Annotated in this window: 25 protein-coding genes; 12 read left to right on the top strand and 13 right to left on the bottom strand. The window is 57.9% G+C overall.

Going from position 1 to position 22,340, the window contains the following annotated elements; translation table 11 throughout:
* Positions 1-73: 73 nt before the first annotated feature.
* Both V3W31_04835 and V3W31_04830 read left to right on the top strand, forming a co-directional pair.
* Complete coding sequence (locus tag V3W31_04835; protein MEE9614265.1) at positions 74-556, top strand: hypothetical protein; 483 nt, start codon at positions 74-76, stop codon at positions 554-556.
* Between the two features lie 27 nt (positions 557-583).
* Complete coding sequence (locus V3W31_04830; GenBank protein MEE9614264.1) at positions 584-2,008, top strand: Glu/Leu/Phe/Val dehydrogenase; 1,425 nt, start codon at positions 584-586, stop codon at positions 2,006-2,008.
* 234 nt (positions 2,009-2,242) lie between these two features.
* Here V3W31_04830 and V3W31_04825 read toward each other — a convergent pair whose 3' ends face one another.
* From V3W31_04825 to V3W31_04805, 5 genes are all read right to left on the bottom strand, one after another.
* Positions 2,243-2,827 (bottom strand): TlpA disulfide reductase family protein, encoded by a 585-nt coding sequence (locus V3W31_04825; protein MEE9614263.1) that lies wholly within the window; start codon positions 2,825-2,827, stop codon positions 2,243-2,245.
* Between the two features lies 1 nt (position 2,828).
* Positions 2,829-3,104, bottom strand: coding sequence for a cytochrome C (locus V3W31_04820; GenBank protein ID MEE9614262.1), 276 nt, complete (start codon positions 3,102-3,104; stop codon positions 2,829-2,831).
* 55 nt (positions 3,105-3,159) lie between these two features.
* The gene (locus V3W31_04815) at positions 3,160-4,284 is read right to left on the bottom strand and encodes a transporter (GenBank protein MEE9614261.1); all 1,125 of its coding nucleotides are present in this window, start codon (positions 4,282-4,284) and stop codon (positions 3,160-3,162) included.
* Positions 4,285-4,439: 155 nt separating this feature from the next.
* Positions 4,440-4,880: a hypothetical protein gene (locus tag V3W31_04810; protein ID MEE9614260.1), complete on the bottom strand. Its 441-nt coding sequence runs from the start codon at positions 4,878-4,880 to the stop codon at positions 4,440-4,442.
* A gap of 150 nt (positions 4,881-5,030) precedes the next feature.
* Positions 5,031-6,611, bottom strand: coding sequence for a sodium-dependent transporter (locus tag V3W31_04805; GenBank protein MEE9614259.1), 1,581 nt, complete (start codon positions 6,609-6,611; stop codon positions 5,031-5,033).
* A 152-nt stretch (positions 6,612-6,763) separates the two neighbouring features.
* On the opposite strand from V3W31_04805, the gene V3W31_04800 reads away from it, so the two are divergent.
* The 3 genes from V3W31_04800 to V3W31_04790 all read left to right on the top strand — a co-directional run bounded on the left by V3W31_04800 (position 6,764) and on the right by V3W31_04790 (position 9,949).
* Positions 6,764-7,060, top strand: coding sequence for a hypothetical protein (locus tag V3W31_04800; protein ID MEE9614258.1), 297 nt, complete (start codon positions 6,764-6,766; stop codon positions 7,058-7,060).
* Positions 7,061-7,063: 3 nt separating this feature from the next.
* Positions 7,064-8,185, top strand: coding sequence for a diguanylate cyclase (locus tag V3W31_04795; GenBank protein ID MEE9614257.1), 1,122 nt, complete (start codon positions 7,064-7,066; stop codon positions 8,183-8,185).
* Positions 8,186-8,371: 186 nt separating this feature from the next.
* Positions 8,372-9,949, top strand: coding sequence for an ATP-binding protein (locus tag V3W31_04790; protein ID MEE9614256.1), 1,578 nt, complete (start codon positions 8,372-8,374; stop codon positions 9,947-9,949).
* Between the two features lie 39 nt (positions 9,950-9,988).
* Here V3W31_04790 and V3W31_04785 read toward each other — a convergent pair whose 3' ends face one another.
* Complete coding sequence (locus tag V3W31_04785) at positions 9,989-10,831, bottom strand: hypothetical protein (GenBank protein MEE9614255.1); 843 nt, start codon at positions 10,829-10,831, stop codon at positions 9,989-9,991.
* Between the two features lie 136 nt (positions 10,832-10,967).
* Between V3W31_04785 and V3W31_04780 the strand changes: the two genes are divergently transcribed.
* Entirely contained in the window at positions 10,968-11,654 is a 687-nt protein-coding gene (locus V3W31_04780; protein ID MEE9614254.1) for a DUF6629 family protein, read from the top strand.
* A gap of 133 nt (positions 11,655-11,787) precedes the next feature.
* Positions 11,788-12,696 carry an HD domain-containing phosphohydrolase gene (locus V3W31_04775; GenBank protein ID MEE9614253.1) on the top strand — a complete coding sequence of 303 codons (909 nt, stop codon included), beginning with the start codon at positions 11,788-11,790 and terminating at the stop codon, positions 12,694-12,696.
* Between the two features lie 104 nt (positions 12,697-12,800).
* On the opposite strand, the gene V3W31_04770 is transcribed toward V3W31_04775, so the two are convergent.
* The 7 genes from V3W31_04770 to V3W31_04740 form a co-directional block, all read right to left on the bottom strand.
* Positions 12,801-13,139, bottom strand: coding sequence for a cupin domain-containing protein (locus V3W31_04770; GenBank protein MEE9614252.1), 339 nt, complete (start codon positions 13,137-13,139; stop codon positions 12,801-12,803).
* A 30-nt stretch (positions 13,140-13,169) separates the two neighbouring features.
* Positions 13,170-13,388, bottom strand: coding sequence for a hypothetical protein (locus V3W31_04765; GenBank protein MEE9614251.1), 219 nt, complete (start codon positions 13,386-13,388; stop codon positions 13,170-13,172).
* Positions 13,389-13,428: 40 nt separating this feature from the next.
* Entirely contained in the window at positions 13,429-13,758 is a 330-nt protein-coding gene (locus V3W31_04760) for a hypothetical protein (GenBank protein ID MEE9614250.1), read from the bottom strand.
* A complete protein-coding gene (locus tag V3W31_04755; protein MEE9614249.1) occupies positions 13,755-14,372 on the bottom strand; it encodes a cbb3-type cytochrome c oxidase subunit II in 618 nt (205 codons plus the stop codon). Before V3W31_04755 ends, V3W31_04760 begins: the two co-directional genes overlap by 4 nt.
* 10 nt (positions 14,373-14,382) lie before the next feature.
* Positions 14,383-15,786, bottom strand: coding sequence for a cbb3-type cytochrome c oxidase subunit I (locus V3W31_04750; GenBank protein MEE9614248.1), 1,404 nt, complete (start codon positions 15,784-15,786; stop codon positions 14,383-14,385).
* Between the two features lie 12 nt (positions 15,787-15,798).
* Positions 15,799-16,527: a c-type cytochrome gene (locus V3W31_04745; GenBank protein ID MEE9614247.1), complete on the bottom strand. Its 729-nt coding sequence runs from the start codon at positions 16,525-16,527 to the stop codon at positions 15,799-15,801.
* 160 nt (positions 16,528-16,687) lie between these two features.
* Positions 16,688-17,137 carry an Rrf2 family transcriptional regulator gene (locus V3W31_04740; GenBank protein MEE9614246.1) on the bottom strand — a complete coding sequence of 150 codons (450 nt, stop codon included), beginning with the start codon at positions 17,135-17,137 and terminating at the stop codon, positions 16,688-16,690.
* 193 nt (positions 17,138-17,330) lie between these two features.
* Between V3W31_04740 and gatC the strand changes: the two genes are divergently transcribed.
* From gatC to V3W31_04715, 5 genes are read left to right on the top strand one after another with little or no spacing between them, the layout of a single operon-like run.
* A complete protein-coding gene (gatC, locus tag V3W31_04735) occupies positions 17,331-17,621 on the top strand; it encodes an Asp-tRNA(Asn)/Glu-tRNA(Gln) amidotransferase subunit GatC (protein MEE9614245.1) in 291 nt (96 codons plus the stop codon).
* A gap of 2 nt (positions 17,622-17,623) precedes the next feature.
* Positions 17,624-19,081: an Asp-tRNA(Asn)/Glu-tRNA(Gln) amidotransferase subunit GatA gene (gatA, locus tag V3W31_04730; protein MEE9614244.1), complete on the top strand. Its 1,458-nt coding sequence runs from the start codon at positions 17,624-17,626 to the stop codon at positions 19,079-19,081.
* A 3-nt stretch (positions 19,082-19,084) separates the two neighbouring features.
* A complete protein-coding gene (locus tag V3W31_04725; protein MEE9614243.1) occupies positions 19,085-20,398 on the top strand; it encodes a radical SAM protein in 1,314 nt (437 codons plus the stop codon).
* Entirely contained in the window at positions 20,395-21,831 is a 1,437-nt protein-coding gene (gene gatB, locus V3W31_04720; protein MEE9614242.1) for an Asp-tRNA(Asn)/Glu-tRNA(Gln) amidotransferase subunit GatB, read from the top strand. Before V3W31_04725 ends, gatB begins: the two co-directional genes overlap by 4 nt.
* A 13-nt stretch (positions 21,832-21,844) precedes the next feature.
* Positions 21,845-22,270, top strand: a complete 426-nt coding sequence (locus V3W31_04715; protein MEE9614241.1) for a hemerythrin family protein — start codon at positions 21,845-21,847, stop codon at positions 22,268-22,270.
* Positions 22,271-22,340: the final 70 nt, after the last annotated feature.

Raw genomic sequence — 22,340 nt, 5'->3', positions numbered from 1 at the left:
GCTCCCGTGGAGAAAAACGTGGGTTGATTTTAAGCCCCTTTTATGGGATAACTCCAGCGGGAGGTAGTTCAAGATGCTCTTTTCTCTGATGCACATAGTGCACGTGCTCGGCGTGATACTCTGGATAGGCGGGCTCGGGTTTATAACGATACTTATATTCCCCCTCCTTTTAAGGAGCCGGAACCCGCTCGAGAAGGTCCTTCTTTTCCGGAGGATTGAACACAAGTTCGCCCCGCTTGCGAGGGTCTACAACCTTGTTGTCGGGGTCTCGGGCTTTGTGATGCTGTTTGTGGCGGGCTGGCACAACATCCTCTTTACGAGCCAGGGACGTTTGCTCCTTTTCATGGTGATCGTATGGACCTTCTGGGCGGTCATGCTCTTCGGGCTCGAGCCGCTCGTGGTAAAGAGGATGCTCGACAAGATGACGGAGAGCGACGAGGAGATGGACATAGACGGGATATTCCGGATGATGAACAAGCTCCACTGGTTACTGCTTTTCGTCTCGCTCACGGCCGCGTCCGCAGGCGTGCTCTTCGCGCACGGGACGCCTTTTTAACGGAACACCTACGGAGGAGAATGCCGTATGCCGCCTCGTAAGAACAACAAGCCGAGCTTCCGCCAGAGCGTGGACATGATGGTGGACCGCGCCGTGGAGGTCCTGGAGCTGGAGCCGGGGCTGGCCGAGGCCATAAAGGGCTGCAACGCCGTCATAGAGGTAAGGTTCCCTGTCGAGATCCGCGGCAAGATACGGGTCTTTACCGGGTGGCGCGCCACGCACAGCATCCACCGGCTGCCGGCCAAGGGCGGCATACGTTACGCCACGGCCGTCAACAAAGACGAGGTCGAGGCGCTGGCCGCGCTCATGACCTACAAGTGCGCCATAGTGGACGTGCCCTTCGGCGGCTCCAAGGGAGGGCTTTGCATAGACCCCCGGAAGTTCAAGCGGGAGGAGATGCAGCGCATAACGCGGCGCTTCGCCAAGGAGCTTGCCACCAGAGGCTTCCTCAGCCCCGCCACCAACGTGCCGGCCCCGGACATGGGTACGGGCCAGAGGGAGATGGCCTGGATAGCCGACACCTACAAGCACCTCTTCCCCGAGGACATAAACTACACAGCGTCGGTCACGGGCAAGCCCGTGCATTCGGGCGGCGTCAGGGGGCGGCTCGAGGCCACGGGCCGGGGCGTGTGCTACGCGCTCCAGGAGTTCTTCCGGCACCCCGAGGACGTCCGGGCCGCCGGCCTCGACGGCGGCCTGGACGGCAAACGCATTATCATACAGGGCTTCGGCAATGTCGGCTACCACGCGGCCAGGTTCCTATCCGAGGACGGCGCGAAGATCGTCGCCATAATCGAGCACGACGGCGCCATAATGGATAAAGACGGCCTTCCGGTGGACAAGGTGCACGCCCACATGATAGAGAACGGCGGGGTACGGGAGTTCCCGGGCGCACACTACGTGGAGGAAGGCAAGGCAATACTCGAAGAAGAGTGCGACATACTCATCCCCGCGGCCATAGAGGAAGTGATAGACAAGGATAACGCCCCGCGCCTGAAGGCGAAGCTCGTCGCCGAGGCGGCCAACGGGCCGGTGACTTTCGAGGCGGACCGTATACTCCGGGAACGAGGGGTGGTCGTCATACCGGACGCCTACCTGAACGCGGGAGGCGTTGTCGTAAGCTACTTCGAGTGGGTGCGCAACCTGAAACACATACGCTTCGGCAGGATGGAGCGCCGTCTCGAAGAGCTCCGGGGCAAGCACACCTTGAAGGCCATAGAGGAGGCGACGGGCAAGAAGGTGCCGGAGTGGATAACGAAAGAACTCAGCCACGGGCCCGACGAGCTGGACCTGGTGAACTCGGGGCTGGACGACACGATGCGGCTGGCGTTCCAGCAGATACGCGAGCTCAAGGCGTCGAGCGAGAAGGTGGAAGACTACCGCACGGCGGCCTACGTCATAGCCATAGAGAAGATAGAGCGCGCATACCTCGAAAGCGGAATATATTACTGACTTTACTACACAGCGCCACAAATAGTTGCGCGTACAGAGCGTCAGAACAAAGCAGACCGAGGCGCGACGAAGGCGAGGAGTGAGGCGTACTTTGATGGTACGCCGCAACGACGAGCCGAGGAGCAACGACGGGTGCTGCCGCACGGTTAATGCCATACGAGGCCCAATACACCGTTGGTATCTCGTACCAACAACGGTAGTCCTGAAATTGAAACCCCGTCACGGGGTGCGAAGTTATGGCGCTCTGTTTAAAAGCTCTATGATGAGTTCCTTCGCCTCCTCCCCATCCCACTCCTTTTCGCCCAGTATCTTCCCGAGGAACTTTCCGTCCCTCCCGATAAGGTAGCTCGTCGGCAGCGCCATTATCTCGTAGTCCTTCCTCGCGTCCCCTTCGGAGTCGAGGAGGAGGGGGAAGGTCAGGGAGTGCGTATCGCGGAACTCCTTGACCTTTTGCATGCCCTTCCGGCCCCGGTCTCCGGCAACGCCCACGACTACGAGTCCGCTCTCCCCGAACTCCTTCCAGAGCTTTTCGAGGGCGGGCATCTCTCTCCTGCATGGGGCGCACCAGGTGCCCCAGAAGTTAAGGAGGACGAGCTTGCCCCTGAACTCTTCGAGGCTCCTTTCCTCGCCTTCGACGTCGGTCAGGGTGAAGGCGGGCGCCTCGACCCTTACCTTGGGCGTTATGACCCCGAACTCCGAGCCGGTGTCCTCCGTAGCGGCCGGGGCCGCTGCCCCGGCCGCTGCCCCGGCCGCGGAGGCCATAAGGGCCGCCGCTGCAACCAGAGCCAGAACCTTTATCTTGAAACCTATATGCACCATACTACCTCGCGTGCTCCTTCAGGTACCCGAGTATAACCACCCTCTCCTCTTCGGTGAGCGCGGCCATGCCCTTATCCGCCATAACACCCTCCATTACCTCCACCATCCGCTCCCACTGATGCGCGGTGTGCCTCGCGGGGTGGGCCAGGGAATGGCACAGCCCGCACTTTGCGGCGTAGAGCCCGGCCGCCTCCGACCCCTCGTCGGGCAAAGGGGTCGGGGCTCCGGCGCAGGCCGCGACGACGACCAGTATAAATAGTATAAGCGATTTCTTCATGCTTTGTCTCCCTTTCATTCCAGCTCATTTTATCTCGCTTCGCAGGAACGGCGGCTCAAAACCCGAGCCTGCTCTTGGCGGGCTTGGGCACGTACCTCCTGCTCGCCTTCGTCGGTATCTCTATATACCAGGTAAGCATCACCCGGTAGTCCTCTTCCATCTGCGGGCCGTTAAGGTCTTCGTATATCGGCACGCCAACGTTCACGTCGAGGATATGTAGCGGGAAGGGCTGCCACTGAAGCCCCACCGTGGCGGAGAGCTTTTCACCGCCGTAGTTGTCCGGGTCCCACATGGGGCTCATATAGTTGCCGTTCATCATCCTGCCCGCGAGCCCGTCCCGGGCGTCGTCCATCTCGCCCCTCACCTTACCTGATGACTTCGCGTTAAGCTGGAGTTGTCCCACCAGGTCGTAGCGGAGCTGGTACATCCCGTAGAGGTCGAGCTTAAGCTCGTCTCCGAGCCTGTATTCGCGTTTGTTCTTGTACCAGCGGCCCGTATAGGTGAGGTTCGCCCCCCACCACCACGGAGAGCTCGACCCCTGGTAGAGAAGCCCGAAGCTCGGGTCGAACGTGCCCGAGCCTAGCTGCATGCCGTAGGGCAGGAGCGCGTCCCTCTTTGCGGGGTCCGGATGCTCGTCGTTCTCCTCGTCTATCGAGCCCGTGGGGAGGCTCAAGCCGAAGAAGAAAGAGAACTGGTTTGTCGGGATGAGCGGGTCGTCGGCGTAGAGCCGGTACTTGGTCATGAGCATGGTGTCGGCCATGCCGTCGGACTCCATGGTGTACTTATACGGAGCCCCCATCATAGGTTGCACCTTCATCCTCATCCTGTTCTTCTTCCACATGGGCATGATGCCGACGAAGAAGTCGTCGGTGAAGCTATAGCCGACGGCGAGGTTCGTCATGGTCATGGTCATCTCCGTCGGCACGGCCATGTAGGGGGCGCCCATGCCGGTTATGAGGCTGTCCTCGTCGACCGAATGGGTGCCGTCCCTCAGGTCCCCCATCTTCATGAACATCGGGCTTATTTTGAGCCGGAACTCCTTTGTTTCGGGTACTCCCCCGCCCATTATGTTCATGGGCATGTTGCCGCCGCACTTGCCGCAGCAGAGCCCTATGTAGGCGTGGGCCGCGGCGGGGAGCGCCAGAAAGACCACGGTTAAGAGAACGTATACTTTTTTCATATCCGAAAGACCTCCGAAAGTTTTTTCAGGGGCCCGGGTGCATGATGCACACAGTGCATGATGCACACGGCGCCACAACGAATGACGCATTGCGACGCACTGATACGCACCGGGACCAACCCTGTGTAATCAAGGAAAAGTTTTCTTAAGGAAGGTTAGCGAACTGCCGGAGGTCTTTCGGATGGTTCGGACGTCGGACCGCTGTAAAGGGTACGGCCCTCCGCGAGAGTGGTTTCAAGGCTTTCGGCCGCCGGGGTCTCCGTCCGGCCGGTTACGAATAAAGACTCGATCGACTGTGTCGAAACTACCGGCGTGCCGCTGTTGGCGCCCGCGCAGTGGATAAAGAGGTCGCGGTCGTCCCCGGCGGCATTCTTCTCGCTGTCATTATTCCCGTTGCCGGCCGCGCGGGCGGCCTTCTTGTGCTTCCCGCCGTGCTTCCCGCCATACTTCATTGGACATGCGTCCCCGTGCTCGCAGTCCTCGGCCATGGCTTCGGAAGAATCGAGGAAGATACCGTCGAGCCCGGCTTGGGCGAGCGGGGTAAAGCCCGGCGACAGAAAGGCGGTGATTATGAAAAGTGACAGCAGCCTGCGCATCTTTTTATCGTATCAAACCCCCGGCCGAAGGGCAAGGAGTTCATGGAAGTCAGTCCTTCCCGTCCTTGAAGAAGACGTTATAGAAGCAGAACGACACCAGCCCCGCGACGAACCCCCACGAGGCCAGAAGGAATATCCATCCCTTCATACTCATCCCTTATTCCTCCTCCTCTGCCAGGCCATCTCGACCAGCACGATGTGGAGCGCGAAGAGAGCCACGAGGTAGCCTCTGGCTATCCACGTCCCCGTGTCCCCCACCGTTATCTTGGCGTAGAGCTCGAAGTAGAGCCATGCAATGAGTATTATGGAGAGGAATACCGGGCTCACGTACTTCATGAGGTAGAAGAAGACCCGCGGGACCTTTATCCGCCCTCCCCTGGTTATCTCGTTCCATGCGTTCTCCGCGCCGAAGACCCAGAAGAATATTATCATCTCGGCCAGGGCGAGGATTACGAGAGAGAAGCTCGCCACCCAGAAGTCCAGCTCGTCGAGGCCGTTCTGGACGAACATGGGTATGGTCACCGATACGACGAAGAAGACGCCGAGCCACTTTACCGCCTTGGCCCTCGACCAGTCGAACTCGTCTTCGAAGAACGCTATGGCCGGCTGCGAGAGCGCCACTATGGAGGTAAGGGCCGCTATGTAGAGGAGCCCGAACCACAGGAAGCCGAAGAAGTTCCCTGCGGGCATGTGGGCGAAGATGGCAGGCATGCTGACCATGCCGAGCTTGAAGGCCCCGAGGTCGGCGGCCGTCTCCTCGGCCCCGGCCACCCCGAAGAATATGACGGCCGAGGCTATGACTATGGTCGAGCCGAAGACCACCTCGGCGAACTCGTTAAGGCTCGCCGTAGCGAGCCCGGTAAGCGCTATGTCGTCGTCCTTCTTGACGTAGCTGGCGTAGGTTATCATGGCCCCCATGCCGAGAGAGAGGGTGAAGAATACCTGCCCGGCCGCCGCCAGCCATACCCTGGGGTTGGTAAGACCCGAGAGGTCGGGCTCCCACAGGAACGAGAATGCCCTGGCCGTCGTCATCGTCGGGTCGGTCGGCGAGTCGAGCGTTACTATCCTTACGAAGAGTATGGTCGCCATTACGAAGAGCGCCGGTATGGCCACCTTGCAGAGCTTCTCTATCCCCTCGGAGATACCCTTTACGAGCACCAGGAGGCTCAGGCCGAGAGTTAGGAGGAAGAGGGGGTAGGCCAGCGGATGGGGCGCCATGAATATGCCCGAGTCCGAGGTGCTGTGGGCCACGTAGTTGCCGAAGTATTCGAGGTAGGGCGCCAGGTACTCCTTGGGCGTTGCGCCCACCCCCCCCACCCCCCCCGCCCCCCCCGCTACGGCTGTCGGCTCGGGGAAGTAGTTAAGGAGCGAGGAGAGGCTGAAGGCCAGGGTCCAGGACGCGATGTAGGTATAGTATACGAGTACGACCAGCGGGAGGAAGATGCCGAGTATACCGAAGTACTTGGCAAAGCGGTTCTTCCACATGGCGTCGAACACGCCCGGGGCCGTACCGTGGCCGAGCGAGCCGCCGTAGCGGCCCATGCCCCACTCCACCCACATAAGGGGTATGCCGAGCACTATGAAGGAGATGAAGTACGGTATCATGAAGGCGCCGCCGCCGTTCTCCGCGGCCTGCACCGGAAAGCGCAGGAAGTTCCCGAGCCCTATGGCGTTGCCCGCCATGGCAAGGATCAAACCTATTCTAGTACCCCAGTGCTCTCGCTGGTTCATGCGCGCGCGTCCTTCGTTCGGATGGTTTCACCTCTTATACCCGATTAAAGGGGGGGTTGTCAATTGTATGGGGGGAAGGGTGAAGAGGGATTAGGCACTCATTCATTGAAAGGACGGGCTTTTTAGCCTATAATGGTCGGGTGGACGGGGCCGTGAAGCGTTGCTTTTCGTGTAATAAGGAGCTTGAGGTCGAAAAGCCCGGCAGGGGGGAGGAGTGCCCTTCCTGCGGCGCGGACGTAAAGGTATGCCTTAACTGCCTCTTCTACGACCCGGACTCGTATAACGAATGCCGCGAGCCGCAGGCCGAGAGGGTCGTTACAAAGGACAGGGCCAACTTCTGCGACTGCTTCGCTCTCCGGGGGGCCGAAAGGAAAGACGGCGGAGGGGGGGGCGGCGGCGGGGAGGAAGACCCGCTTAAAGGTCTTAAAACCCTCTTCAAGGACCCTTAAGATATGAGCGCAAAACAGAAGAGAGCCGCCTCCGACATCATCGGCATCGGGGTAGTCGCCGCCCTGGCCTTCTGGGTCTTCGATACGGCGGTGGACACCTTCGTCTTCGGCGAGGGCGACTTCCTCGACAACATGCTCGCCCCGAGCTATTCAAAACTATGGATGCGCTTTGCGGTCGTCGGGATGATGATGGGCATGGGGCTCTACGCGCGGCACCTCATCAACGAGCGCAGACGCACGGAGGAAGCGCTCAGGCTGAGCGACGCGCGAAGCAGGGCCATGTTCATGGACGCGGTCGACGGCATCGTCACCATCGACAGCGGCGGCGTAATCGAGTCTTTCAACAGCGCGGCCGAGGAAATATTCGGCTACGAAGCAGGAGAGGTCGTGGGCCGGAACGTAAAGCTCCTCATGCCCGAGCCCTTCCGGAACGAGCACGACGCCTACCTGAAGGACTACCTGACCACGGGAGAGAAGAAGATCATCGGCACGGGGCGCGAGGTGGAGGGCGTGCGCAAGGACGGCACGGTCTTTCCGCTCGATCTCGCCGTAAGCGAGGTCCGGCTGGGCGACTCGCAGGTCTTCATGGGGATCGTACGCGACATCTCCGAGCGCAAGAGGATGGAGGATAAGCTCCAGGAGCTCGCGACGACCGACATGCTCACCGGGGCCTACAACAGGCTCAAGCTCGAGGAGATAATGGTGCACGAGGTGGAGAGGGTCAAGAGGTACGACCACCACCTCTCGGTGATCATGCTCGACATAGACAGCTTCAAGGAGGTCAACGACACCCACGGGCACGACGTGGGCGATGCCGTCTTAAGAGCCCTCTCCGACATCGTCCGCGAGCACAAGCGGACCACGGACTACTTCGTCAGGTGGGGCGGCGAGGAGTTCATGGTGGTCACCCCGGAGGTGGACTTGAAGGGGGCCGAGGAGGCGGCCGAGAGGATGCGGCAGATGATAGAGGAGTACGGCTTCGGCAAGGCCGGACGGGTGACGGTAAGCTTCGGCGTAACGCTCTTCAAGGAGGGCGATACCGTCAGGAGCTTCCTCAAGAGGGCGGACGACGCCCTCTACAGAGCGAAAGACGGCGGCAGGAACAGGGTGGAGGTAATGGAGTGAGGGGGCCGTGGTCCGTGTCCGTGGTTCGTGTCCGTGATGGGTGCGTGACGCACCGCGATTATCCTCCCCCTTTTTCAAAGAGCCTGCCCCGTACTTGATACGGGGGGGATTGAGGGGGATTGGCGCGGAGCCTCTTTAACTCCCTAACTCCCTGACTCACTAATTCCCTGTTTCACACCTTTTCACTTGAAAACAACCATAGATTGTGGTGTAAGGGGGTGGGGAGGACGGCTGCACCAAAACACACAAACCTTTATGTTTGGACATCTAAAGATAAATGACATTAACGCCCTAAAAGAAGGTTTCCTTCGAAATCTAGGGAAGATTAATGTCATCTGTGGAAAGAATAACAGCGGCAAGTCTACACTTCTTGGAGGAATTAACAATCCTGCCAATAGAATCGAAGGGAAACCATTAGGCAAAGGAGAGGCTGAGGCCATATTTAAAGATTCTACAAATGCTACGGGTTGGCGCGGCACAGACCAAAACAAGAATACTCACTACAAAGAAATTATACAGCGGGTTCTCTCAACCCAAGAAGAATGGTTTTCAGATGAAACGGACAATTTTACCTCGCGTCTTTTTAAAGGGTTCAAGAACAACCCTTACATAGGCAACTACGGCTTAGACATGGGAGTGGTAGCACGAGCATACCAGCAGCTATATAGTACCGCTTACCACACAGTCCTTTTGCCCCCGAAAAGGAATCTGGAACTCCGCGAGCAAATACACACAGATGCAGAAGTCAAGCCTGATGGAGTGGGACTATTAAACTACCTTTTCAATGCAAAAAATCAAGCGGAAGGTTCTGCCGATGAGCAAGTTTTTAGTAAAATAAGCGATGCGTTTACTAACATATCGACTGGCTATAAATTTGATATTTTTACGGAAGAAAAGAATAGATTAATGCTAAAGTTTAAAAAGGATGGGGCGTGGATTGTCGCGCAAAACTGTGGCTTGGGAATGCAGGAACTATTGGTTATTTTATATTTTGCAATCCATCCTGAAAATAACGTGATACTGATTGAGGAGCCGGAAAGCCATTTACATCCAGACATGCAAAGGAGATTACTTTATTTTTTGCGCAATAATACCGACAAACAATTCTTTGTGACGACACACTCCAACATCTTTTTGGATAATGCCCTGATAGACAAGGTGTTCTTTACGTCCTTTGATGGACAAGTTGTTGTGGATGACGCCACAAGCAGGGCTTCCATCTTAGATGATCTGGGATATTCTGTAGCAGACAACCTAGTTTCAGATCTTGTCATATTGGTTGAGGGGCCGAAGGATATACCGATTGTAGAAGAATTTCTTATTAAGATGGGTTTATACGAGATGTACAATATTAAAATATGGCCGCTAGGTGGTGATATAATGGACCAGACAGATCTTTCCGTATTCTCTCAACATTATGCCATTATCGGGCTTGTTGATAAGGACCCTAACAGCGACCCCGTTCGCAAACGTTTCATAAAGAAATGTAAAGAGCATGGCATAGATGTGCACCGACTTAAAAAATATTCTATAGAGAATTATTTTACTCTCAGGGTATTGAAAGGAGTATTCGGCTCGCAAATTTCGGACTCAATTAAGGACATCAACCCTGACAAAAAATTAGAAGAACAAATCGGGATTAGCGTAAAAAAGAATGCCAAGAAATTAGCCAAGGAAATGCGACTGGACGAAATAAAGGGCACTGATTTATACAAGTTCTTCGAGAAGGTCGGAAAGATGTGCAAGGAAGGCGTTGGTGCATAGTAGGTGCTGTCGCTGCCTTGCCTACTTTGCTCATAGCTACTACCGTATAAATTTTATCCTTTTAAGGAATTCCTGATTATCAATCGTTTTCTTGCACATCTCTCCCCCTACTTTCCCCTCAAGAAATGCACCCCATCTCTCCGAGAGAGATGAGAGGAACTCCTCCGACACCCCACGGCTCTTTTCTCTATATGCATCAACCCATAAAAGAGCCTCACGGCTATCTCCCGGAATGGTTGTCCTCATATTAACGGTAAAATAAACTATGGAGGATATGCTCGAATAGTGCCGTCCCTTTAGAATCTCTCCCAAGACATACATTGCCGCATCAGACTCCAAAGAGTAATTCCCGTCATTGGCAAGCAAAAGCAAACCTTTCGCATGGGGTAGGCCAAGGTGTTCTTTTGTCTCTCTAATCTGCTTATTAGCTTTCTTTATAACCCTTTGAATGGAGTCTTGCACTATCCTCAACACATCTGTTTGGCATTCCAGCGGAAGATCTTTTGTGTTTATGGTTTTTCTACCATATATTGGAGGAACAAGGCCTTTGCTTTGCCACATTGAATACAAGTCGTTCAGCTTCCGCTTATAGTCTTTGTCACGAAAATAGTCTTTTTCGAGACATTTAAGTTCAGCTACTATGATTTCGCTTTCTGGAAAGAGGTAGTCCGCATTTTTGGTCTTGGGTGATTTTGGAAGCAACTCTTTGATAAGCTTGCCACCAATTTCTTTGACAAACATGTCAAAGCACTCCTCAATGTTTATGTTTTTGGACGATAACATAGGCAGATAAAAAACAGGTTTTCTTCTTATAATAACAAAAAAGACTAGCACGTTGGGGGAAAAGGGGGCAAAAAAAGACCCCCCCTCCCTTCCCCTCATCTCCTTTTGTCTTTGAACAAGATTCCCCCTCGCCCTTCGACAGGCTCAGGATGAGCGGGGGTGAACGGACGCCCCGGTTGACTTCCGCCCGGCGGGTCTGTAAAATATCTCTGTTTGCCATCTAAAGGAGACCACCGTGTGCTTTTCAGCTACCGCGAGCTTTGCAACGGGCGCCATAGTCGCCCCGTCCGGACTCTACGGGCTCAGGCTCGCCCTTAACTACAACCGGAAGTACGTCCTCATCACGCTCTTTGTGCTGGTCCTGGCCGCCCAGCAGATAATAGAGGGCTTTGTCTGGCTCGCCCTGCATGACGGCAACTACACGCAAGCGGTAGGCCTTGGAAAACTCTTCCTCTTCTTCTCCCACTTCTTCTGGCCCGTGGCGGTCCCCGTAACGGCCTGCGCGATGGAGGAAGACAAGAGAAAGCGCGGGCTCTTCTTCCTTGCCTCTATCGGCGCCTTTGTCTTCGCCTCCTTCTTCTACTTCCCGCTCCTCATAGGCGAGGGGAAGGTATCGGTGGAGATCTCCCAACGCTCCGTCTATTACATCACCAACATCCTTTACGACGCCTTCGTCCCGAGGGAGGTGCCGGGCGCGGTCTACAGCTCATTCGTCGCCTTCCCCCTCGTCTTCTCCTCCAACGAGAACCTCCGCCACTTCGGATGGACCATCGTCGTCGCCTTTATCCCCGCCTTCTTCATATACTACTACGCCTTTACGTCGGTCTGGTGCTTCTTCGCCGCCATCGTCTCCCTGTACATCGTCTATATGGTCATGAAGGCTACGGTGGTAGGCCGGAAGCACGGTGAAGCGGCGAGTTAGACGGGCATTTCCCCCCCCTACCCACTCAGGCAGTTGACTCTCCGGCGAAAAAGACGCATATAATACCTACATGTAGCCGTGAAACGCCGGATTTCACCATATCATCGGCCATGAACGACAGGCTGCGAAAGCTGTGGCACCCTTAACCTCCTCCATACCCGTCCACACGCTGGACGGCAGGATACTGCTCTCCGTCGGCTCGGCCGTAACACCGGAGGCGTTGGAGACCCTCATCCTGTCGAACCCCGACGCGCCGTATAAGAGCCACAACCTCATGGGCCACGGCACCGTGAGGAAGGACATGCGGGAGTTCGTCGCCGCCCCCCCTTACGACACGATATTCTCCGAGCGGGAGCGCACCGCCGAGATCTTCGGAGAGCTCGAGGAGGTCCGGCTCGTGGGCCCGGCCCTGGAGATGCTGGACCACTTCAAGCAGAACGACTTCTACTCCTACCGCCACTTCCTGACGGTCTTCCTCCTCTCCTCGTCCATCGCCCGGGAGCTTATACCCGACCACGAGAATAGGGGCGAACTGGCCGCGACCGGCCCGGTCCACGACATAGGCAAGGTCTGCGTCTCCCCCGACATCATCGAGAAGACGACCCCGCTTACCGTAAGCGAGAAGCGCGCCCTGGACGACCACACCATAGCCGGGTACGTGCTGCTCTGCTACCACTCGCGGGAGACGGGCGGCCTGCCCGCCTTGATAGCCAGGGACCACCACGAGAAGAACGACGGCTCGGGCTACCCGCAGGGCATCATCCTGAGTAACCTCCTGGTGGAGATCATCGCGGTAAGCGACGTCTACGACGCGCTCCTTGTGCCAAGGCCCTACAGGCCCACCCCCTACGACAACCGGACGGCGCTGGAGGAGATCGTGGAGATGGCGACAACCGGGGTGTTCAGCTGGGAGACGGTCAAGGTACTGGTGAGCCACAACAGAAGCTCCAGGCCCGCCCCCGACAAGACATTCATACCGACCGACAGGAGGGGGGAGCCGCCAAAGGACAACGTGTACGGCAAGCTCGTCGACGACGACTGAGGGGTGGAAAATTTATCCCATCCACTGTCTATATAGAAGAGGGGGCGGCCCATCCTTCGGGCCGCCCCCTCTTGTGTGTCGCCTATACGAACCTGGTTCGGGCTTTAGCTCCTCTGCTCCATCCCGGCCGGCTGGGTCGTGGCCTGAGATACCACCAAGTCCGTCTCCGCCACTATCTTGTGCCAGACGTCTCTCGGGGCGAGCACGACCGAGCCCGGCTTAAGCGGCGAGCTCTCTTCCGTCCCGGCGTCGAGATAGTAGGTGCCCGTGCCTTCGTGTACGAAGAACACCTGGTCACCCGTCGGGTGCCTGTGCCAGTCCAGCACCTGCCCGGCCTTGAAGTAGTATGTGTCCTGCCCTATGGCGTCGGTCTTTATGTAGGTAACCTTGCTTACCGCCTCGTCCTTGAACTCCCTGGTCTCCATCACGTTAGCCGATTCCATTACGTCCGTCCTCCTTGTTGTTTTGTTTTTTTATTTGTTGAGTAACAACCACTGCGCCTTGTCCGGGTCCTCGCCCGACATCCAGAGCCACAGGTCCGGCGCCCAGTAGAGCACGAGATACGAAAAGCCCCATACCGCGAAGCCGCCCCACAGGAGCGCCACCCATATGGGGACCTTATTGTGCTGCGTCTCTATCCTGGCTTTTTTTTCCATCTTTTCCATTTCTTCCATTTTTCCCATCTCTTCCATCTCAAGAACCCTCCTTTTACATGCACAGGCCCTGTGGGCTTTACGTCCGTATCCCGAGCCTCTTCTCCTCGGCGACCATCTTCTCTTCCATTTCGAGCACCCTGTACTTGGCGCGCTCCACGTCCTTGAAGTCTCCCTTCAGGAAGCTCCAGACGAATAGAAAAAAGAAGCCCACGGCCACGAAGAGGTAGGTTATGACCTGGATAACGGCAAAGCCCACGACCTCGCCCCTGGGGATGGTGTTGACTATCTCGTAGACCTTGTAGGCGAAGGTAAGGCCCGCGAAGGCCACGCCCAGCACCACCCACGTGCCCACGATAACCGTTACCCATTCCCTCGGCTTGTGCCCGGTCGTACTACCTGTCTTCATAAGTCGCCTCCTTCCTGCCAGCTTCCGAGCCACTGCAGATAGGTCACCACCGAGAGCGCCCTCTTGGCCGGCCTCCCGTCCTCGTCGAAGAACCACGTGTACCCCGGCATTATGCTCCCGGGCTGTACCGACGGCGGGTCGTAGAGGTGCGCCACGTGCCAGTCGTTACTGTGCACCCCGGACTGCCTTATAAGGTCCGGGCCGACCCTCCTGGTGCCGAAGAGCTGCGGCAGCTGAAGCTCGTTCTGGTACTCCGAGGCCACGGAAACCTTCCCGTAACGCACGGGCTCCTTTGCTATCGGCCGCACGTACTGCGAGTGGCAGTGCCAGCAGGCCTCGGCTATGTAGGTGTCCCTCCCGTGCCTCAACGCCTCGGCGTAGGAGGCGGGCGTAACTTCCCCGAAGGCGGCCTTGAACTCCTCGGGATATTCCTCGGCCAGCTGCCTGAACTCCCAGGACGGCTTTGCCGCTATCTCCTCGATCGTCTCCATCGGGATGTCCCGGAGGAAGATAATCGGGCCGAGCATCTGGAAGATGAACCCTATTACGAAAAAACCCAGGCCGGCCGTTACGAGTATGAAGCCGTAACTCTCTTTCCTTGAACGTTTTTCCATAACGGCCCCCTTAAGTGGTAACGGTCCGCGGCTCGTAGCCCGCGGCCTCTTCGCTTTCGCTGGCCCCGCGGCTCGTCATCCACATGTTGTAGAAGAGCGCCAGGATGCCCGCGGTTATAATAACGCCCGACACGGTCCTTACGAACCAGAACGGGACGGAAAACCTTACCGAATCCATGAAGTGGTTAAGCCCCCACCAGCTAAAACCCTGCACGAGGCCGGCTATGGTTAGGTCTATGAACATGAGCGCCAGGCCGAGCGTATTCAGCCAGAAGGCCCAGCCGTGCAGGCTCTGCGAGTACCAGGCGTTGCCCGTGAGCCTCGGCCAGAGCTCGGTTATCATGCCCATGATCCAGAAGCTGAAGACCCCGAACATCACCAGGTGCGAATGCCCGACGACCCAGTCGGTAAAGTGTATGGCCTGCTGCACGGTGAGCGTGACCTGTATGGCGCACTGGAAGCACGTCGTCCAGTAGAAGAACATCCCCATGTAGAACCACCTTATGGGGTAGTTGTGCCTCAGGTAGTCGCCGCTCCCCCGTAGGGTCAGGAGGAAGTTGGCGAGGACGGTCGTAACGACCACCTCTATGCCCAGGGTGGCCACCACCGCGCTGTACTGCACGTACATGGGCACCGGGGACCACATGAAGTGGTGGATGCCCTGCATGGGGTAGAAGAACGCCAGCCCCCAGAAACCCATGAGGCTCATCGTATGGCTCCAGAGCGGCTTCTTCAGGATAACGGGTACGAAGAAGTACATCATGCCCCAGCCTATGGGCGTGACCAGCAGCCCCACCAGGTCGTGTATGAAGTTGCCGGCTATGGCCGCCCCGGCCGCGCCCGGCACGAAGTACTGGGGGATGAAGTTCCCCATTATGTAGACCAGCACCACCCATACCGTCGCCCCGGTGAAGTACCAGAGCGAGACGTAAAGCGGCGCGTCCCTGCTCGCCTTGATAATGGGCGGGATGAGGTTTATGGATATCAGGATAAGCCCTACGGTTATGAATGGGTCCACGAAGGTCGGCGTCTCTCCCCACTCTATGGCCTGTCCGTAACCGGCGAGTATGCCGACGGCGGCGATAAGCACAAGGGATTGCAGGACCCAGAATATGATCCAGCTTAACTTCTTCGACAGAACCGGGTAGCCCGATATCCTCGGCGTTACCCAGTACATCCCGGCCAGAAGCCCGTTAAGGAGCCAGCCGTAGGCCACGGCGTTGGTGTGTACCATCCTGACCCTCCCGGGCGAGAGCAGCTCTATACCCGGGAACGGGTAGCTCCCGAGGAACTGGAGCGAGTAGAGGAGGCCGCCAACGAGCACCACCAGCAGGAAGCCCGCGGCGGCCAGGATGTGGGCCTTCACCAGTTTATAATCTACTATAGTAGCCTGCTCCGTCATATGGTCCGTCACATTATAGCCTCCTTAATCCTTCTCTCTTAAAGAAGTAAGGTATGATGCGAGTTCCCAGAGCTGTTCGTCGGTGAGCATCCCCCCGAAGGCGGGCATCGGGGTGCCCTCGACCCCGGTCTTAAGGGTCCTGAAGATATCTTTGGGTGAGCTGCCCGCCCTTAGTACGCCCCGGAGGAAGTTCGCCGGCTTAACCGGGTTGCCCCAGTTGTCGGTAAGCGAGGCGGCTATGGGGCCCTTGCCGTCGCCCGCGGGGCCGTGGCATATCATGCACCCCCCCGGCCCGAGGTATGTCCCCTTGCCCTTGTCTATCGACTCGGGAGAGCCCACGCTATCGGGCGGGCCCGGCAACGTGACCGGCTCTTTGGGCTTCTCCGTCTTCCATCTGTCGGAAAAGCCCTTTATGTACTCTATAACGGCCAGCCGCTCCTTCTCGGCCACCAGAATGTACTCCGGCATGGAGCTTCCGGGCAGCCCCCGTGTAATGGTCCTCATCAGGTCTTCGTCGGTGGGGAGCGAGCCGGTGGGGGTGGACTTGAACTTGAATGTGCCCGAGGTGAAGTCCCTCGGCTTTACCACCAGGAGCTTGGCCCCCGGACCCCTGCCGTCGCCTTTGACTCCGTGGCATCCTACGCAGTAGCGCCCGTAGACGCCCTCGCCGACCTCGTACTCTCCGGCCGCTGCATACGTCGGGGCCGTCATCATTAAAAAGGATAAAAGGATAACAATTGTCCGCATTGACATAAAAAAAACACCCCCTTCCTTCTTCCTTCCAGTTCGTCCTGATGTGTTTCGAATGGCCGCGCGTCCGTGGCGCAGCGCCGGACGACCACCCTGCCGGACGTCCGCAGACCATCCTGACTGGCTGGCGGTCAGCGGACCGACGGTCAGCGGACCGGCGGGCTTACTCGTTGGCCGTATTCTTGAGAAGGGCCTCCTGCTTCTTCCTTCCGGCTTCGGCGAGGTCCGCGAAGCTGCAGCTGGCGAGGAAGTCCATGAGCCTCTTCTGGGCCTCGTGCCACACGTCGTGTATGGGGCAGAACGTATCCCTCGCGCAGTAGCCCTTATGTATAAGGCACTCGTTAAGGTGTACGGGGCCCTCCATGGCCTCTATGATGTCGAGGACGCTTACCTCCGCCGCCGGCCGGGTGAGCATAAAACCGCCGTCCGGGCCGCGGAAGGACTTTAGAAAACCCTTCTTCGTGAGTGCCTGGAATATCTTCGCGAGGTATGCCTTGGGCGTGTCCTGGGCCCGGGCGATCTCCTCTATGAAGGATATCTTTCCCTCCGGCTCCGAGGCCAGATGGAGTATGCCCCTTATCGCGTATTCGGCCCCTCTGCTTAATCTGAACATCTATAAGACCTCCTTAAAAAAGAATTTAAGACCCTTTTTATCGCAATAATCAAGACTTGTCAAGTCCTTTTTGCCGGGAGACAAAAAGTTTGTCCCTGTAGATACGGTTGCAAGGGCTTGAAATACGTGCTTTATCTGTGGTAGGCTTATGCCTTGAATTTTTTTCCGGAAAGCCGGAAAGGATAGTAAAAAAATGGCCATAACACAAAAAGACGTAGCCCACGCAGCCGGACTCGCCAGGCTCGAACTAACCGAAGAGGAGAGCCGGCTCTATACGGGCCAGCTTAAGCGCATACTCGACTACGTGGAAAAGCTCTCCGAGGTGGACACCGCAGGGGTGGAGCCGACGACCTGCACCGTGCCCGAGGGGGGGGGTAAACTCCGGGAAGACGCGGCCCGGGAGCCGCTCCCGAGGGAAGAGGCGCTCGCTAACGCCCCCAAAAGCGAGCGGGACTGTTTTAAGGTCCCCAAAATCATAGAGTAGCCATGGACCCAACCGCCCTAACAGCCACCGAGCTTTCCGAGAAACTCGAAAAAGGCGAGCTAAGCTCGGTCGAGGCCACCGAGGCCTATCTGAAGCGCATAGAAGAGCTCGACCCGAAGCTCCACGCCTACATAACCGTTACGCGCGACGCGGCGCTCGGCGACGCGGCCGAGGCGGATAAGAGGATTAAGCGGGGCGAGGCCACCGCACTTACCGGCATACCCACTTCAATAAAGGACATCTTCTGCACCCGGGGGGTAAAGACCACCTGCGCCTCCAGGATACTCGAGCCTTTCGTACCCCCCTATGACGCCACGGTCGTAAGGAAGCTCAGGGAGGCGGGCGCGGTAATACTCGGCAAGACCAACATGGACGAGTTCGCCATGGGCTCGTCGACCGAGAACTCGGCCTTCTTCAATACCCTTAACCCGTGGGACACGGGGTGCGTACCGGGCGGGTCGAGCGGCGGGTCGGCCGCCTCGGTGGCTGCCGGGCTGTCGGCCCTCTCGGTCGGCACGGACACCGGCGGCTCCATACGCCAGCCCGCCTCCTGCTGCGGCGTAGTGGGGATGAAGCCCACCTACGGCAGGGTGTCGAGGTACGGCATGGTGGCCTTCGCCTCGTCTCTGGACCAGGCCGGGCCGCTCACGAGAAGCGTTGCCGACGCCGCCTCGGTACTCAATGTTATCGCCGGGCACGACCCCATGGACTCGACCTCCATCGACGCGCCGGTGCCGGACTACACGGCCGGACTCGAAAAAGGCGTGAAAGGACTGAAAATCGGCATACCGAAGGAGTACTTCATCGAGGGGCTCGACCCCGAGGTTGAGAAAGCCGTGAAGAAGGCCATCGAGGTACTTAAAGACGCGGGGGCCGAGACGAAGGAAATAACCCTTCCGCATACCGAGTACGCGGTGGCGGTCTACTACCTGGTCGCAACGGCCGAGGCCTCCAGCAACCTCGCCCGCTACGACGGCGTTAAGTACGGCACGAGGGTGGACCGGGGGGAGGGGCTGCTCAATATGTACAAGCTGACGCGCGACGAAGGCTTCGGCGCGGAGGTAAAGAGGAGGATAATGCTCGGCACCTACGCGCTCTCGGCGGGCTACTACGACGCGTACTTCAAAAAGGCCTCGCAGGTGAGGACCCTCATAAAGAGGGACTTCGACGAGGCCTTCGGCGAATGCGACCTCATAGTCACCCCCACCTCCCCCACCCCGGCCTTCAGGTTCGGCGAAAAGGTGGAGGACCCGCTTACCATGTACCTCTCCGACATATTCACGATATCGTGCAACCTCGCCGGGCTGCCCGGCATATCCGTACCCTGCGGCTTTTCGAAGGGCTCCCTTCCAATAGGGTTTCAGATCCTCGGCAAAGCTCTCGATGAAGAAACCATCTTACGGGCCGCCCACGCCTACGAGCGGGCGACCGAATGGCATACTAAAAGGCCAAAGGTATAGCAGGTGGAAACGAAGAAAAAACTGCTCCTTATACTTCCGAAGAACGAGCGGAGCTACCTCGGCGGCATATCGAAGAGCGGTAAGGCCGGGTTCGTCAGGATCGGGCTTCCTACGGTGGCCTCGCTTACACCCGACGACTGGGACGTCGAGATACTCGACTCCCGCGTCACGCCCGTAGACTACGACGCGAAGGTGGATATGGTCGGCATAACCGGCTTCACCTCCGAGATACCGCACGCCTACTCGGTGGCCGACGGCTTCCGGAAGAAGGGAGTAACGGTCGTAATGGGCGGCGTTCACGTCTCGGCCGTGCCGGACGAGGCGCTCACGCACGCCGACAGCGTGGTCATAGGGGAGGCCGAGCTCGTCTGGGAGACGCTCCTCCGGGAGTTCGAGAGGGGAGAACTCAAGCCCACCTACAAGTCCGAGAAGATGCCGGAGATGGGCGGGTGGCCCACGCCGAGTATGGAGCTCCTCGACCGGGGGATGTACGCCTCGGGCTTCAACACCATCCAGGCCACGCGCGGCTGCCCGTTCGACTGCGACTACTGCGCAGTGACCGTCTTCTTCGGGCGCAAGTTCAGGGTACGGCCGGTCAAGGAGGTGATAGACCAGGTGAGGAAGTTCGACTCCAAACACTTCTACTTCCTGGACGACAACATCGCCGGAAACCCGAAGTATGCCAAGGAGCTCTTCAGGCAACTCATCCCCTTAAAGCGCACATGGGGGTCGCAGGCGGCCATAACCATGGCAAAAGACCCGGAGCTGCTCGACCTCTACGCCAAAAGCGGCGGCAAGTTCGCCTACATCGGTTTCGAGAGCCTCTCGGAGAAGAACCTCGCGAGGATGCACAAGTCGTGGAACTCGCCGGAGGGGTACGGGGAGGCCATAAGGAAGATACACGCCGCGGGCATAGGTGTGGTGGGGGGTTTTATATTCGGACTCGACGACGACGACAAATCGGTCTTCAAGAGCACCTTCGACTTCATAATGGAGAATAACCTGACGGCCGCGCACTTCAACATCCTGACCCCTCTTCCGGGTACGCGCCTCTACGACGACCTGGAGAAGGAGGGCAGGATAATCGACCGCGACTGGGCCAGGTACAACATGATAGAGATAGTATACAGGCCAGTCTGCATGAGCGCCGAGGAGTTGATGGACGGCTACAACTGGATAAACCGGAACCTCTACAGCTGGAAGAACGTCCTGAAGAGGTGCGCGGGCGAGCCGTGGGGGCTCCTCTACAAGGTGATGGCGAACCTGAACTACCGGCGGAAGGCCATGAAGATGCCGGAGCCTAAGATGTTCTCATGAAATACGAACCGGTCATAGGTCTCGAGGTCCACGCCCAGCTCCTGACGGAGTCAAAGCTCTTCTGCGCCTGCCCGACCCGCTTCGGCGCCGGGCCCAACACGCAGACCTGCCCCGTGTGCCTCGGGATGCCCGGCGTGCTGCCGGTCCTGAATAAGCGCGCCGTCGAGTACGCCGTCATGATGGCGCTCGCGACAAACTGCACTATTAACCCCCGGAACGTCTTCGCCCGGAAGAACTACTTCTACCCGGACCTGCCCAAGGGCTACCAGATATCCCAGTACGACCGCCCTCTGGCAGAAGGGGGCTTCCTCGACATAGAAACCGAGAAGGGGCCAAGACGCATAGGCATAACCCGCATACACATGGAGGACGACGCGGGAAAACTGCTCCACGGCGAGACGCCCGAAGAGGAGGGTTCGAGCTTCGTGGACCTGAACCGCACCGGGATGCCGCTAATCGAGATCGTAAGCGAGCCGGACATCCGCACCCCGGAGGAGGCATCGGAGTACCTGAAGGCACTCCGCGACATACTCCTCTACCTCGGCATATGCGACGGGAACATGCAGGAGGGAAGCCTCCGGTGCGACGCGAACGTCTCGATCAGGCCCGTGGGACAGAAAGAGCTCGGCACCAAGGCCGAGTTGAAGAACATGAACTCGTTCAAGTTCATACGCGACGCGCTCCACTACGAGATAGAGAGGCAGACCGAGGCAATCGAGGCCGGAGAAAAGATCGCCCAGGAGACGCGCCTCTTCGACCCCGGAACGGGCGTTACCCGCTCGATGAGGAGCAAGGAGGAGGCGCACGACTACCGGTACTTCCCCGAGCCCGACCTCCTGCCCGTTATAGTGGAGGAAAAAGAGGTGGAGGAACTCCGCTCAAAGCTGCCCGAGCTTCCGGCCGCGAAGAAGGAGCGCTTCGTAACGGAGTACGCCCTCCCCCCGTATGACTCCGGGGTCATTACGGCCTCGAAAATGCTTGCGGACTATTATGAAGAAGTGGTAAAACTTTTCGAAGAGCCGAAGACGGTATCGAACTGGGTCATGGGAGAGCTGCTGAGGCTCTTGAAGGAACACAATAAAGAAATAACGGACTGTCAGGTTACGCCGGAGAGGTTCTCAGACCTCCTGAAGATGGTAAAGACCGGCGAGATAAACTCGAAGACCGCCAAGGAGGTCTTCGAAGAGATGTTCACGACGGACCGCGACGCGGCCGCGATAGTCGAGGAGAAAGGTCTCAAGCAGATCTCAGACGAGGGAGAGCTCGTAAAGATCATAGACGGTATAATGGAGAAGAACCCGGATAGCGTCGAGAAGTACCGGGGCGGAAAGGAAAAGCTCTTCGGGTTTTTCGTCGGGCAGGTGATGAAGGCCACCGGAGGGCAGGCCAACCCTGGGCTCGTCTCCGGGCTCCTCAAGGAGAAACTCAAGTAAGGGGACGGAAGAGATGGAATGGAATGAAAAACTCAAGACGGGCAACGACCTCATAGACTCGCAGCACAAGGAGATATTCGAGAAGATAAACGAACTGAAGGCCGCCATGGAATGGCATACCGAGGCGGAGGAGACCCTGGCGCTGGTAGCCTTCCTGGAGGAGTACGCGTTGACCCACTTCAGCGGCGAAGAGACCATCATGAAAGAGCAGGGCTACCCGGGGCTGGCCGCGCACAAGGAAGCGCACGAAAGCTTTGTCGACGACTTCGAGGGGTTGAAGGACGATATCTACAGAAACGGCCCCTCCATGGACCTCGCGCTGAACATGCATACATGGCTCACCGAATGGCTCTCGGAGCATATATTGAAGACAGACATGGAGTTAATACGCTTTCTCGAAACACGAAACCGCCCGGGCGGCTCACCGGAGACCAAGTAAAGGAAACGGACCATGGAGTGGGACGAAAGCCTGGCCATAGGCCACGACTTTATAGACAAGCAGCACAGGG

This window comes from Thermodesulfobacteriota bacterium (assembly GCA_036482575.1).
Lineage (GTDB): Bacteria > Desulfobacterota > GWC2-55-46 > GWC2-55-46 > JAUVFY01 > JAZGJJ01.
This window is presented reverse-complemented; position numbering and strand designations above follow the sequence as displayed.

Bases quoted from the DNA above. Each gene is read 5' to 3' on its own strand.
- V3W31_04835 (MEE9614265.1), top strand. From the start codon at position 74: ATGCTCTTTTCTCTGATGCACATAGTGCACGTGCTCGGCGTGATACTC.
- V3W31_04830 (MEE9614264.1), top strand. From the start codon at position 584: ATGCCGCCTCGTAAGAACAACAAGCCGAGCTTCCGCCAGAGCGTGGAC.
- V3W31_04825 (MEE9614263.1), bottom strand. From the start codon at position 2,827: ATGGTGCATATAGGTTTCAAGATAAAGGTTCTGGCTCTGGTTGCAGCG.
- V3W31_04820 (MEE9614262.1), bottom strand. From the start codon at position 3,104: ATGAAGAAATCGCTTATACTATTTATACTGGTCGTCGTCGCGGCCTGC.
- V3W31_04815 (MEE9614261.1), bottom strand. From the start codon at position 4,284: ATGAAAAAAGTATACGTTCTCTTAACCGTGGTCTTTCTGGCGCTCCCC.
- V3W31_04810 (MEE9614260.1), bottom strand. From the start codon at position 4,880: ATGCGCAGGCTGCTGTCACTTTTCATAATCACCGCCTTTCTGTCGCCG.
- V3W31_04805 (MEE9614259.1), bottom strand. From the start codon at position 6,611: ATGAACCAGCGAGAGCACTGGGGTACTAGAATAGGTTTGATCCTTGCC.
- V3W31_04795 (MEE9614257.1), top strand. From the start codon at position 7,064: ATGAGCGCAAAACAGAAGAGAGCCGCCTCCGACATCATCGGCATCGGG.
- V3W31_04785 (MEE9614255.1), bottom strand. From the start codon at position 10,831: ATGAGGGGAAGGGAGGGGGGGTCTTTTTTTGCCCCCTTTTCCCCCAAC.
- V3W31_04770 (MEE9614252.1), bottom strand. From the start codon at position 13,139: ATGGAATCGGCTAACGTGATGGAGACCAGGGAGTTCAAGGACGAGGCG.
- V3W31_04765 (MEE9614251.1), bottom strand. From the start codon at position 13,388: ATGGAAGAGATGGGAAAAATGGAAGAAATGGAAAAGATGGAAAAAAAA.
- V3W31_04760 (MEE9614250.1), bottom strand. From the start codon at position 13,758: ATGAAGACAGGTAGTACGACCGGGCACAAGCCGAGGGAATGGGTAACG.
- V3W31_04755 (MEE9614249.1), bottom strand. From the start codon at position 14,372: ATGGAAAAACGTTCAAGGAAAGAGAGTTACGGCTTCATACTCGTAACG.
- V3W31_04745 (MEE9614247.1), bottom strand. From the start codon at position 16,527: ATGTCAATGCGGACAATTGTTATCCTTTTATCCTTTTTAATGATGACG.
- V3W31_04740 (MEE9614246.1), bottom strand. From the start codon at position 17,137: ATGTTCAGATTAAGCAGAGGGGCCGAATACGCGATAAGGGGCATACTC.
- gatC (MEE9614245.1), top strand. From the start codon at position 17,331: ATGGCCATAACACAAAAAGACGTAGCCCACGCAGCCGGACTCGCCAGG.
- gatA (MEE9614244.1), top strand. From the start codon at position 17,624: ATGGACCCAACCGCCCTAACAGCCACCGAGCTTTCCGAGAAACTCGAA.
- gatB (MEE9614242.1), top strand. From the start codon at position 20,395: ATGAAATACGAACCGGTCATAGGTCTCGAGGTCCACGCCCAGCTCCTG.
- V3W31_04715 (MEE9614241.1), top strand. From the start codon at position 21,845: ATGGAATGGAATGAAAAACTCAAGACGGGCAACGACCTCATAGACTCG.